General features: G+C 60.1%; 10 protein-coding genes and 1 pseudogene. 3 read left to right on the top strand and 8 right to left on the bottom strand.

What is annotated here, in order from left to right; all coding sequences use genetic code 11:
- Positions 1–1942: cadherin-like domain-containing protein (locus NKI49_RS01650; RefSeq protein ID WP_352695511.1), on the bottom strand; the 1942-nt coding region annotated here is incomplete at its 3' end.
- Between the two features lie 323 nt (positions 1943–2265).
- On the opposite strand from NKI49_RS01650, the gene NKI49_RS01645 reads away from it, so the two are divergent.
- A complete protein-coding gene (locus tag NKI49_RS01645; RefSeq protein WP_352598062.1) occupies positions 2266–3210 on the top strand; it encodes a transglutaminase-like cysteine peptidase in 945 nt (314 codons plus the stop codon).
- 43 nt (positions 3211–3253) lie between these two features.
- On the opposite strand, the gene NKI49_RS01640 is transcribed toward NKI49_RS01645, so the two are convergent.
- The 5 genes and pseudogenes from NKI49_RS01640 to NKI49_RS01620 all read right to left on the bottom strand — a co-directional run.
- Positions 3254–3895, bottom strand: coding sequence for a ribbon-helix-helix domain-containing protein (locus NKI49_RS01640; protein ID WP_352598063.1), 642 nt, complete (start codon positions 3893–3895; stop codon positions 3254–3256).
- Positions 3885–5174, bottom strand: a complete 1290-nt coding sequence (locus NKI49_RS01635) for an HlyD family type I secretion periplasmic adaptor subunit (protein ID WP_352598064.1) — start codon at positions 5172–5174, stop codon at positions 3885–3887. Before NKI49_RS01635 ends, NKI49_RS01640 begins: the two co-directional genes overlap by 11 nt.
- A 40-nt stretch (positions 5175–5214) precedes the next feature.
- Positions 5215–7347 (bottom strand): type I secretion system permease/ATPase, encoded by a 2133-nt coding sequence (locus tag NKI49_RS01630; RefSeq protein ID WP_352598065.1) that lies wholly within the window; start codon positions 7345–7347, stop codon positions 5215–5217.
- Positions 7348–7387: 40 nt separating this feature from the next.
- Positions 7388–8836, bottom strand: coding sequence for a TolC family protein (locus tag NKI49_RS01625; protein WP_352598066.1), 1449 nt, complete (start codon positions 8834–8836; stop codon positions 7388–7390).
- A 404-nt stretch (positions 8837–9240) separates the two neighbouring features.
- Positions 9241–9450: pseudogene (locus NKI49_RS01620) on the bottom strand (carboxymuconolactone decarboxylase family protein); the annotation flags it as partial.
- Between the two features lie 49 nt (positions 9451–9499).
- Here NKI49_RS01620 and NKI49_RS01615 point away from each other — a divergent pair.
- Both NKI49_RS01615 and NKI49_RS01610 read left to right on the top strand, forming a co-directional pair.
- Positions 9500–9862, top strand: a complete 363-nt coding sequence (locus tag NKI49_RS01615) for an ArsR/SmtB family transcription factor (RefSeq protein WP_352598067.1) — start codon at positions 9500–9502, stop codon at positions 9860–9862.
- Positions 9843–10358, top strand: a complete 516-nt coding sequence (locus tag NKI49_RS01610) for an SRPBCC family protein (RefSeq protein ID WP_352598068.1) — start codon at positions 9843–9845, stop codon at positions 10356–10358. Before NKI49_RS01615 ends, NKI49_RS01610 begins: the two co-directional genes overlap by 20 nt.
- A gap of 70 nt (positions 10359–10428) precedes the next feature.
- Here the strand turns inward: NKI49_RS01610 and NKI49_RS01605 are convergent, their stop codons facing one another.
- Together NKI49_RS01605 and NKI49_RS01600 are read right to left on the bottom strand one after the other, a co-directional pair.
- Complete coding sequence (locus NKI49_RS01605) at positions 10429–10866, bottom strand: hypothetical protein (protein ID WP_352598069.1); 438 nt, start codon at positions 10864–10866, stop codon at positions 10429–10431.
- A 666-nt stretch (positions 10867–11532) separates the two neighbouring features.
- Positions 11533–12174: a Crp/Fnr family transcriptional regulator gene (locus NKI49_RS01600; RefSeq protein WP_352598070.1), complete on the bottom strand. Its 642-nt coding sequence runs from the start codon at positions 12172–12174 to the stop codon at positions 11533–11535.
- Positions 12175–12469 lie beyond the last annotated feature (295 nt).

The raw sequence follows: 12469 nt of genomic DNA, 5'->3' as shown, positions 1-12469 counted from the left end.
CGGCCGCATTGCCGTCGCTACCAAGCCCGGTGACCACGTTGCCGCTCGCCGTGCCGCCTTCCGTGACGCTGTCCGTGTCGGCAACCGCTAACGGCACGTCGTCGACGATGTTGATGGTGAGCGTGGTGGAGGCCGGGTCGCCATCGGTATCAACCACCTGGACGGCGAAGTCGTCATGGGTGGTGTTGCCCGAGGTGTTGTCCAGCAGCGTGTAGGAATAGGTGTAGCCCGTCGCCGGCGTGCCGGTGATGGTCAGGTCGCCATACTGGCCGTGCACCAGGATGCCGCCGGCCGCGTTGGTCACCTCAACCTGGATGTTGTCCTTGTCGGTCACATAGAGGTGATCGATCGTGTCGCCGCCCGTGGTGATGTTCAGCGAACCCGTCGCCGTCTCGCTCGGATCGCTGTTGTCGGTGCCGTTGCTGTCGGCAATCTCGCCCGAGCCCGCCGGCTCGCCGCCGCGCGTCGGAAGGCCCGCCTCGTTCACGCTCGTGTCCGAGTCCTCGGCGATCACGATCGTCGGCGTCGAGTCCTTCAGCAGGTTGATCGTCACCGTCGCCGTCGACGGGTCGCCGTCGCCGTCGACGATCTGGTACTGGAACGTCACCGTCCCTTCCTCGCCGGCAACCGGCGCGTAGGTGAAGGTGCCGTCATTGTGGTAGGTGACCGTTCCGGCGCCACCCGCCAGCGATCCCGCCACATAGCTCACCTTGGCCGGATCGGTGATGTTCACTCCGTCCGCGCCGGGCACGTCGTTGGCGAACACGTCCACCGTCACGGACGCGTTCTCGCTCGCCTGCGTGGCGCTGTCGTTATGCGCCGTCGGCACGTCATCGACGATCTGGACCGACAGCGTGCCGGGAGCTGAGATATCGCCGTCGGTGTCGGTGACGGTGACGATCATGTTGTCGAAGAGGGAATCGGTGCCTGGACCGGGGTGAGTAGCACCATGGACGAGCGTGTAGCTGTAGCTCACCTGGCCGGTGCTGGCGTCGTAGCCGTTGACAGTCAGCGTGTTGCCGAGCGGGGTGGTAAGGTTGATCGGCGCGGATGCGCTGTTGGCAAGCTCGGCGCCGGAAATCACCTGGCCGGCGATCGTCAGCGAGCCGATACCGTCGGGCGAGGTAATGGTAAAGGTACCGGTGTTATGTTCGGAGGTGTCGCCGTCGATGCCTGGCGCCGCCGCCTCGCCCGAGCCTTCCGACCCGGAACTTGCCGGCAGGCCTTTTTCATTAACGATGGTGTCGCCACCAGTGGTGTCAGGCGTCAGGTCGGTGATCGACGGCGTTGAGTCGGGCCGTAGGCTCGGAAACAACTCGCGGTGATCCGGCTGGCCAAACGCCAGGTCCGTCGGCGGCAGCAGTGCCGAAAGGCCGAACCCATCGCCGATGCCGCCGGGGGGGATCGAGAAGTCTCCGCCCGCACTTGAATTCGAACCGCCCGGGCCGGCCGATATGGAACCGTCGGCACCGAAGGCAACATCTACATGGCTGGCTTCCAAGGCCGCCAGCAAGGCAACGCGCGGCACCTCGACGTCGCCGATCATGAAGGTCGGCACGTTCAAGGCGCCCTCCTTGATCACGATCACGGAGCCGTCGGCCTGTTCGAGCACGAGGTTGTGGCCATCGACCTTGATGTTGTCGATGGAAACGTTGGACGGAAGTTTTACGATGTTGCCGGCGTCGGCCACATATTCATGCGGCGCTGCGCCTGCTGGGGCGGCGGTTGCCGCCGCGGGTGTCGCCGCCGGCGCTTCCGGCTTGACGGGTGCTCCGCCGCCAACATCGACCGGCACCGGTTCGGATGCCGCCGGCGCAGGCTGCGTCGACGTTGCTTGCGCGACCTGGATCTGCGCAGGCGATGTCTGGCTGTTGTGTTCATTGGACGCGGAATGTTGGTCCAGGGAACCCGAAAAACTGTCCAGCTCGATATTGGTGGTCATTGCTCAAACCCCTCCGGTATTTCCCGGCAAGAGACAGCGACACCTTATGCTTTGCAACAGTCCTCTAATCTATTTCATATATCCTGATATGCATTGATTAGCATTTTTTACTCGTGGTAAACCACAACAATATAACGGGCTATACATTGGCTTCCACGGGACTGACTTGCCCGGGATGGACCGACCGGTCTTGGTAAATCAAAGTATAAAATCGAATAAAATTTTACAGAAAATGGACAAGACTATTTGCAGGAAAGTTATCCACCTTCCTTTCCGATAATTTGAGACAAGATTGGTAGCGTCCACAGTCAAAGGTGGGCGTTATGAAAAAAGAAAATTCAGCCCTGGGAAAAACCGGGCTCAAGGTGCTCTTGCTGGCAATCGGGCTTTTCGGCCTGACCGGACATTCATTCGCGAACGCCGTTTCCAGCGATGCCGCCGCATCCGGCGCGCCTCTGGAAAAGGTCCAGACGCCGCCCTGTCTCGGCGGTGTTTCGCTGTCGAGGCCGCAGCCCTGGCAGCCTGCGGCCGCCTACCGGATCGGCATGGTATTCGGGAGCTATGGGCCGGCGGCTGCCGATCGCGGAGATGGTCCGTCAACGGCGCAAGGCGATGCCGGGATCGATCCGGTGCAGACGGCGTCGATCATTCCGGGCGTATTCGGATCGGTTGCCTTGTCCATGCGCAATTTTCCCGTCTCGGTCCGCTGGGCGCCCGTCTACCAGGCAATCGCCGCCTGCTCGGCGGGCAGCGCCTGCGAGCGCAAGAGCGCGGCTTTTGCCAGCATGATCTCCGCCGCCCAGGGCAAGGGATTCAGCGAGAAACTATCCTTCGTCAACAGCAGCGTAAATCGCCTGATCGCCTACCGGAAAGACAGCGTCGTCTACGGCAAACTCGACTATTGGGCGAAGCCTTCGGAAATTCTCGAACGGCGCGCCGGCGACTGCGAGGATTTCGCCATCCTCAAGATGACGGCTCTGCTGAGGGCCGGCATTCCAACGCAAAGCATGGCGCTCGTCGTTCTCCAGGATCGCAGGAGAGGTTTCTTTCACGCAGTGCTGTCGGTGAGCACAGGCAGCGGCACTTTCATTCTCGACAGTCTCAGCAACATCGTTGTTCGCGACAGCGATCTCCCGGACTACGTTCCGCTCTACTCCTTCAGCACGGACCGGGCCTGGATCCACGGCTCAAAACCGGGCGGAGCCGAGATGGCCGACATCAAGGGCGGCTTCGCGACCGTCGCGCCGGGCGAGGGCTTTCAGCCGTAGGTTCCGGCATGATTGCGCGGCGTATTCCGGTTTGTTCCGTGGTTTAGCCGCCGAATACGAACGCCATCAGCAGCTCCGGCTCGAGTACCGGGGCTCGCACCGCATTCAACTGGCCTCGGTATCGACGTTCACCAGCGCCGATGACGAAACCGGTGGCCACCGGCGCTTCGCCATTGGCGTCGAGCCGCGCGAAGATGTCCGCCACATTGAGGTCCAGCGCCAGCTTGAGGTCGTGCCGTGCATCATCGTTCGGTGCTATCGGCAATTGACGCTTGACCAGTTGCTGGAACGACGCGTTGAACGTCAGGATCTTCTTCGACGAAGCCAACGCAAAGGCCGGTGACGGGCAAGCGACCAGTATGGCGTTGACGGTATTGATCGACGCAAGCCTTCGCAAGGTCAGGTTTTCGCCCGCCAATCCACGCATGCAGGCCACCCTGATCGCGGATGTCAGGTTGCCCGTCTGCGCCTGATTTTCGGCGATCTCATCGATGAGCATGCCGATCGTGCATTTCCTGCTCTCGGCGATCTGCTTCAGAGTCATCCAGAATGCCCGTTCCAAACGGATGCCGCGTCGTATGCCGCCACGCGCCACGACCCGAAACTCCAGCCCAAAATCCTCGGCGGTCACCGGCGGAAGCAGCCGCTCGCGATCGGGATGCTGAAAGCTGGGGCTACCGCTCACTCATCGCCTCCTCACGCGCCTTGTTGATCGGCTTCAAGAGGTAGTGCAAGATCGTCTTGCGCCCGGTCTTGATGTCGACCGAACATATCATTCCGGGGATGATCGAGTAGGCCTTGCCATCTCTTTCAAGGGTCGATTTATCCGTCGACACGCGCACTTGATAATAGGGTTCTCCGGTCTTCTGATCGACCAGGCTGTCGGCGGTAATATTGGAGACCTTGCCTTCGATGCCGCCGAAGATCGAGAAATCGTAGGCGGTGACCTTGATAAGGGCTTCCTGGTCGGGGCGGATGAACGCGACATCGCGCGGCGAGACCCGTGCCTCCACCAGCAAAGTCTCGGAGGTCGGCACGATGCCGGCCACAACGGCGCCAGGCTGGACGAAGGCGCCGACCGTGTTCAGCTCCAGCGTGTTGACGATCCCGTCCACCGGAGACTTGATATCGGTGCGCGCCACCTTGTCGGTCGCCCCCCTTATGGTTTCATCCACCACCGAAAGATCCGCCAGCGCCTGGGTGAGGTCATCCAAGGCTTCCTGCTGGAGCTGCAGGCCAAGTTCCTCGACCTGAAGCTGTGCCTCGGTGATCGCCGCCTTGGCCTTCTTGATGGTCTCGCCAGCCAGATTCAACTGGCCGTTGAGGTCGGTCTGTTCACGCTCGACCCGGAGCTGCTCGGTCCTTGCCATCAGGCCTTTCTTGACCATCGCCTCGATGAGTTTTGCCTCCTGGTCGCTGACAACCAGGCCCTTGGTAAGACGGTCGGAATTGGCCACCGCCTCGGCCAGTTCCTTCTCGCGCTGATCGAGGCGTGACTTGAGCACGGAGAGCTTGTTGTCGAAATTCTCGCGCCGGGCGATGAGCAGTTTCTGTTCATTGTCGCAGATTTGCGGAGCGACCGACTGAATGTCTTGTGGGCACGGAAATGAGCCAGAGAGATTGCCCCCCTGTTCGTATTTCAGCCGTGCAATGCGCACTTCCAGCGCGCGCGCCTTGGCCTGCTGCTCGCCAAGGCTGGACGTGTTGAGCGTGTTGTCGAGCCGAATGATGAGATCGTTCTTCTTGACGATCTGGCCGATGGTCACCGCGATTTCCTGAACGACGCCGGCTTCACTGGCCTGAATGACCTGGGTCTTGGAAGCAGGTATCACCTTGCCGTCGCCGCGCGCGATCTCATCGACTTCGGCAAAGGACGCCCAGGCGACAAAAACGACAAAAAGCGCTCCTATGATGAATATGGACGCCGACGCAAACAGCGGCGGCCGGTCTTCTCTGGCAAGCATTTCCCACGCCCCAACGCATTGGATGCATCTACATTGTTTCTCAGGCGCTTGTTTTCTGCAGCGCTTGTATGACTTGGTCTTTCGGTCCGTCCGCGACTATCTTGCCCTGTTCGATCACGATCAGGCGGTCAGCCAGTTCAAGCATGCTGAAACGGTGAGTGGAGACGATCAGCGTGGTGTCGCGGTCAAAGGCGACCTTGAGCTGCTTTATCAGCTGGCGTTCGGATGCGAGATCCATAGAGCCGGATGGCTCGTCGAGGAAGACGATTTTCGGTTTGGTCAGCAGCAGGCGTGCGATCGCCACCGTCTGCCTCTGGCCGCCTGAAAGATTGGTGCCGCGCTCGCCGACATTCATGTCGTAGCCGCGCGGGTGGCGTGAGACGAAATCGTCGACGCCGGCTGCCTTTGACGCTTCGATGATTTGCTCATCGGTCGCCTCGGGACATGCCATCAGGAGGTTTTCCTTGATGGTGCCCGAGAACAGATCGCCAGCCTGCGCAACAATGCCGACCGCGGCGCGAACCTCCGACGGGTGATACTGGCGAATATCGATCCCATCCAGCAGCAACTCACCGGAGGTCGGCAGGAAAAGCCTGCCGATCAGCCGACCCATCGTCGTCTTTCCCGATCCTATGCGGCCGATGATGCCGATCCGCTCTCCCGGCTTCACCGAGAAATTCAGACCGGTCAGAACCTCGTTCTCCGAGCCGGGATAGACAAACCCGACGTTCCTGAACACCATCGCCCCATTGCGAACGGGGCGGTTGACGAAACCCACCGTGTCCGGCCGGTCTTCCGGTTGAGCCATGATCGAGTTCACCATTCTCAATGAGAGCATGGCCTGGCGAAACCGGGACAGCGTGATGGCGATCTGGCCGAGCGGAGCCACGGCCCTGCTCGCCAGCATGACCGTACCTATGATTGCTCCTGTCGAAACATGGCCTTCCGAGAAGGCATATGCGCCGGCCACGACCAGAGCGACGGTCACCAACTGCTGTATGGACTGGGTTATGTTGCCCGCGGCCGCCGAAAGTTGCTTGATCTTCTCGGACGTGTTGGCGGCGTTCTTGGAGTGCTCCCCCCATTTGCGCAGCAGATACGCCTCGGCGCGCAGCGACTTGATCGTTTCCAGCGTGGAAATGGATTCGACCAGCAGGGCCTGGCGTTGCGAAGCTTCGTTCATCGAGGCGGCGACGCGCTTGCCGATGCGGCGCTGGGTGATCAGGCCGACGACGACGGACATCACAAAGGCCAGCGCCGGTATGATCACCAGCCAGCCGCCTATTGCATAAATGACGAGAAGAAAGACGAAGACGAAAGCCGTGTCGATGAACACGCTGATGGTGTTCGAGGTGAAGAACTCCCTGACGAACTCATATTGCGTGACCCTGTTCGCGTATTCGCCGGTCGAACCGGGACGCGCCGACAGCGACGAGTTCAGCACTTTTTCAAACAGAAGATACGATATCCGAAGATCTGCCTTGCGTCCGGCATAGTCGATCAGGGAAGCTCTGGCGGTCTTCAAAAGCAGGTCGAACAGGATGACGGCGCCAATGCCGATGGCCAGAACCCATAATGTGGATATCGCCTTGTTTGGCAGGATTCTGTCGTAGACGTTCATCGTAAAGATGGGCGAGGCTATGGCCAGCATGTTGATGAACACTGCCGCCATGACCACTTTCGAGTAGGTGCGCCAGAAAGCGCCCATCGTTCCCGTAAGCCAGTGGCGTCTTTCGATCTGCTGCGCCGACCCGACCTTCATTCCCTCGGCGGCATTGGCATACGTGATCGAGAAGGAAGCGCCGCCGCTGATATAGCTGGCGGCCAGCTCGGATCTGCCAATCGTGGTACGGCCGTCTTCCTGGGGCACGGTGACGTATGCACCGTCTTCGCCTTGCGCGAGCAGGGCGACCGGCAACGCGCCGACCCGAAAGACGATAGCGGGCAGGTCGACGCGTCCCCTGAGAAAATCGCGGTGGCTGAACTCGGTGACTTCCAAACCGATGCGCTCGGCAAGGTGCCTGATATCGTCGATTTCAATTCGCGTGTCCGAAAGCGGCACGCCCGCGAACAGCACTGTTTCCGCGCTCGGTCTGCCGAGATATCCGGCAACGCCTGAGAAGCAGGCCTTGAACGCCTCCTTGGGGGAGAGGATGTTGGGTTTCTGGTTCACGATTTGCCCGCAAGAGACTCTCGCTGGACCTTTAGCTGTTTTACTTCTTTCTCACTGGGGCAAGAATATCGAAGGGCAGATCATTTTTCTGTTCCGATGGCGTCCGTGCGTAGGTTTCGGTGTCAGCCGTCTCCGGTGTCCCGAACTCGGTGCGTGCATAGGCCGTGGCCTGTTTCGCCGGCTGAAGGTTCATCGTTTTCAGCAACTGTCCGGTCGCCGCCAGCAGCCGGTATTGGGCGAACAGCGACGCATAGGAGGCGGTATCCGCCAGGGTTGCCGTGTTGAACCGCGTATTCTGCGCATCGAGCACGTCGAGCAACGACCGCTGGCCTACCTTGAACTGCTCGCGGTAGGACGAAACCAGCTTTTCGCTGGAAGCTGCTTGCAGCCTGAGGGTCTTTGCAAGGTCGGCTTGCCTGAAGCGGCGATCCCATGACGTGCGGACAGCCTCCTCGATCTCACGCAACACCTGATGATAGGCAAGCCGCTGTTCGCTCCCGCGGCGGATCTGTTCCTGCTCGTTGGCCTTGTCTATGCCGCCTCTGTAGAGGTTCCAACGCAGCACCAGACGCGCCTGCAGGTCGCTGGCGTCCCCATCGTCGCCGTCAATGTCAGTGCCTGCCCTGGCGCGGCCTTCAGCCACAACTTCAGGGCCGTATTTCGCCCGGGCCGCATCCACCTGGGAAGCGGCGGCGGCGATATCGCTGGTGGCCATGTGAACGCGTGGATTGCTCTGCCGCGCCAAGCCCAGCGCGTCGTCGAGTGACCTCGGAAGTGCGGCGGCGACGTCCCCCGGCCGCGACGCATTGACCAGCGGCTTACCGACGGTCTTGAAGAAGCGGATCTTGGAGGCTTCCAGTTCTTCGGTCGCCTCCTGCATGCGTGCCTTGGCCGCGAACAGACGCTCCTCTGCCTGTTGCCGGTCTGCCTCGTTTAGCGCGCCGCCCGAAATACCCTGCCGGATATCGCCCAGAATCGCTTGATGGAAGCCCAGGTTTTTCTTCGCCTCGGCAACGATGGAAGCCTGCAGCATGTATTCTAGATAATCCTGGACAACGGACAGCCCGATAAATTCCGACCGTTCCAGCACCCGGAAGGACGCTCCGTCAACTCGTGACGCCTGGCGATTCAATTCCGCGCGCCGCGCTCCGCTGTCGAACAGTTTCTGCGTGACCACCACATCGGCTTCCGCCGGATAAAGCGAGTCATCTTCTATGGAAAGCGACCGCCGGGACGAATTGTCGAGACGGCGAACGCCGGCCGATGCCTCGATATCGACACTGGGAAGATAAAGGCCCTTAGCCTGCCGCAACTCGAATTCGATTGCTTCGCGGTTTTCGATTGCCTGCCCAATTTCGGGATTGGACTCCACCGCAACAGCCATCGCCTCCTTGAGCGTGAGCGCATGAGCACTCCCGCAGGCCAGCATGGTAGCCGCCATCAAAACACCAAGGCGCTTGCCCACCGCCGACGCAGTTGTCGTATTCATTTATCCCACCCCAACGTTTCCCCAGCGCCTTATTTCCAAGCGCTACAACCAAGCCAAGGCCTGCCGTTGGTGGACTATCCAACAGATTTACAAAATATGAGAGCTTTAGATGTCCCTAAATAGCAGTTTCAGGCCATAAGATTGCGAAATGTAGCAAAAATGGCACATAAATACCGACCCGCCGCGGTTATGTCCGAACGCTGCCAAGCCTGGAAACCACAAGAAAAGAAGGCGGTTAGTCAATACAGGCAGAATCATGTTCAGGAGCGGATAAGCCGCTATCTACACCTGAACCCTGAGCTGGATCGATATTACGGCAAGTTTTTCGGAAGTCGAGAACTTGTAGGTTTCTAGGCCGTCGGATCGCCCGCGCGAGCGCTTTAGGAGCGGCGAAGACCTCCTTGGGTGATGATCTCGGAGAGTTCGGCAGGCTTCACGCCGTTGTCCAGCGCGACGTTGACGTGGAACGCCATTTCGACCACCTGGTTCTTGGCAACCAGAGCCGCGACCGTCACGACACTGCGGGTCGCGTGGCGACAGGTCCGGACGCTTCCAGAGGTCGCCAAAGACGGCTTCATCGGTGTACTTGGCAAGGCGGGAGATACGGCCCGCATGGACCCTCCCCTTGCGTGCCGCCAATCCGTCTGTTACATACTGAACCGAATGGTTCAGTATTCCAAAACCCGCCTCGATGCCTCGTTCGCCGCGCTCTCGGACGCCACCCGACGCGGCGTTCTGGAGCAGCTCGGGCGTGCAGACGCTTCGATCACGGATCTTGCCGAGAAGTTCCACATGACCCTCACGGGCATGAAGAAGCATGTCGGCGTCTTGGAGCAGGCGGGGCTCGTCACCACGGAGAAGATGGGGCGCGTGCGGACCTGCAAGCTCGGCCTGCACCGGCTGGAGGAAGAGGCCGCATGGATCGAGAGGCACCGCCAGCTCTGGGACGCACGCTTCGACGAGTTGGACAAGGTTGTCGAGGAATTGAAACGGAAGGAGAAAGTCGATGGACGGAAGAAAAGATAGTCAGCCCAACCCCATGAAGAACCGCACGACGGTGGAGCGGAAGTCCGAACGTGAGCTCGTCGTTACGCGAACCTTTGCTGCACCGGCGCGCATCGTGTTCGAGGCGTGGACCAAGCCCGAGCTGTTCATGCGGTGGTGGGCGCCGAAGTCGATGGGCATGTTGCTGCGTTCCTGCGAGATGGATGTTCGTACCGGGGGCAGATACCGTTTGGTGTTCGGCCACGATGCCTCAAACCCTGCCGAGTTCTTCGGCAGGTATATCGAAGTGACGCCGCACTCGCGCCTCGTCTGGACCAATGACGAAGGTGGTGACGGTGGACCCGTCACCACGGTGACCTTCGAGGAAAAAGGCGACAGGACGCTGCTGGTCATGCACGAACTCTATCCTTCGAAGGAAGCTCTCGACGCTGCCGGCACCGGGGCGGCGGATGCGATGGGCGAGACGTTTGAGCAACTGGACGAGCTTCTCGTCACGCTGGGCGCGAGCGCGGGATAGTCGGTCTCGCGGTCGGCGTTCGCCGGCGCCAGCATACGCGACGCGCGGTCTCCTGCTCTTCACCCGAGAGCTACTGCCCGCGCGCAACCAGCCAAACAGATACTAGCCGGGTGAGTGAGCCGATGGTCACACGAACCCAGGCAGTGGCGCGCACTCGGCGGCCTTTGCGCTTCTGATTGATCATATTTTGGACTTCAGCGTAACCAAGTGGCGTCAGCACCCAGCTGTTGAGCTGAGACGATCTCCTCCACATTGGGCTGTCGTCGTCTGCGTAGCCAATCGGCATATTGAGACGGCCCGCCTTCCGGATCAGTCGCCGAGTTCTTATCTCGGCGATCTGTTCGTAGTATAGTAACGTTTCCCAATAATGTCGGTACTCGGCCTTTTCCCGCTCCGCAGGCGTGCAAGCATTTGCCAGGTCGAGGTCATAGGCGTAGTCGAGTGTCCTGATGGTTCGCCGGTACGCCTCAATTTCTAAAAAGTCTTTGATTTCCAACGATATCGTCATCCGGCCTTCCCCAAGCCCCACGCCAAAAAAGGAACGCTACGGCCTCATATGACGTTCAGTCCATTCCACTACTTGGATGAGCTCACAACGCAAAAGACCTAGGCGGCGAGTAGCATCAGGCGATCTGGTTCGGAAAGCTCCGCCTCGCCAAAAGCCGCCACGAACCGACGTTGGAGCGGTCTGTCTCGGCAGCAAGGCTGGTTGAATCAAGAGGTCCCGGCGGAGTGGCTGAGCGCGAAGTCGCGCCGCATCGGCTATCGTGGCGCCGCCTGCTGGAAGATGGACCGCGTTGCGCCGGATTCGCGCTGGTGGGAATCCTTGCACTCGATTCTGGCGCTCGATTCTGGCGCCGTGCGTCGTTGACGTTTTTCATCCCGGCCATTCCCGTTTTTCCCTTGCGGGCCAACGCCGCCTAATCCCGATATCAGCACTCGGCTACACTGGGCACCACCGATAGGATTAATTGCGCCCTTGCTGCCATACCTTGTAGAATTGATCGGTGCGGGTGCGTAACCTAAGCCCGCTGCAGTGGCCGGTGCGGTCCTCACCCCCAAAGGGCTGCCCCCCCGCATCGGCCATTTTCCCTGCGAGCTGGTGGCGGCGACGATTGGGGGGCGTCTCAGTAAGAGACCGACAGCGAAGCCAGGGAGCGCGGCGAGACCAAAATTACGCTTGGTGCCAGCTCGAAATATAAGACCGATCAAATCCGGCCGTTTTGATAAGTCCCGCATGGTCGTGCAACTCGACCACACCATTGCGGAATGAAGCCAGTCCGCTTTCCCTCAAATCCTTCAACACGCGACTTACATGCACAGCTGAAAGCCCCAACGCGTCGGCCAGCTCGGCTTGGGTCAGCGGGCATTCATAGCGATCCGGGTAACTCGTTGCCGATCGATGTGCTCGGCAGCCCAGCTCGAGAAGAAAATGAGCCGTGCGTTCCACAGGTCCCCGCCTGCTGACTCCTGCCAGATGTTCCGCAACCCTTGAGTAGCGCCTTGCCTCAGCCAGCAGGATTGCCTCGCAAATCGACTGCGGGTAGCGCGAAAAACAAGTATGGACAGGACCGGTCAGCTCGATCGCGGTAACATCGGAGAGAGCGGTTACCGTCTCGCCCCCTTCTCCGCAGAACTCGATCAAGGCAATTTCGCGAGGAAGCGCAAAATCGACGATCAGACGCGAGCCATTCCGCAACGTTTTGGCGAATGCCGCCCACCCGGCGGTCATAACTAGGATGAAGGATTTGGCCTGATGCTCGCGTGCAATCGTCGTGTTCGCCGGATAAAGGCGGCGGACAGCTCCCGGCAGCACAGAGATTCCCCTTTCCCAACTCGCGTCAACGAGCGTACGTCCCCTCGCCAATTCAAGAGCCTGCCTTGATAAGCTCATTTTGCCTTGATTACCCCCACCCGCGATCGCCCCTCCGATCATGCTAAATGTGAAAACCCATCAACGACACAAAAAGTTCCATGTATCTTTTCATCCGAATGGCGTCGCAGTCTACCGCCATTGGTACAACCTTACCACCTTGGATGTACGTTCATGCCTCCGGAACGGTTATCGCCGTGCGGCGCCGGCCTGCCAACAGCGTCGCGACGCACTGGCT

Origin of the sequence: Mesorhizobium sp. M0587 (assembly GCF_040320945.1) — a bacterium.
Taxonomy (GTDB): domain Bacteria; phylum Pseudomonadota; class Alphaproteobacteria; order Rhizobiales; family Rhizobiaceae; genus Mesorhizobium.
Note: the sequence above shows the minus strand (reverse complement) of the source record. Positions and strands in the feature narration are given on the sequence as shown.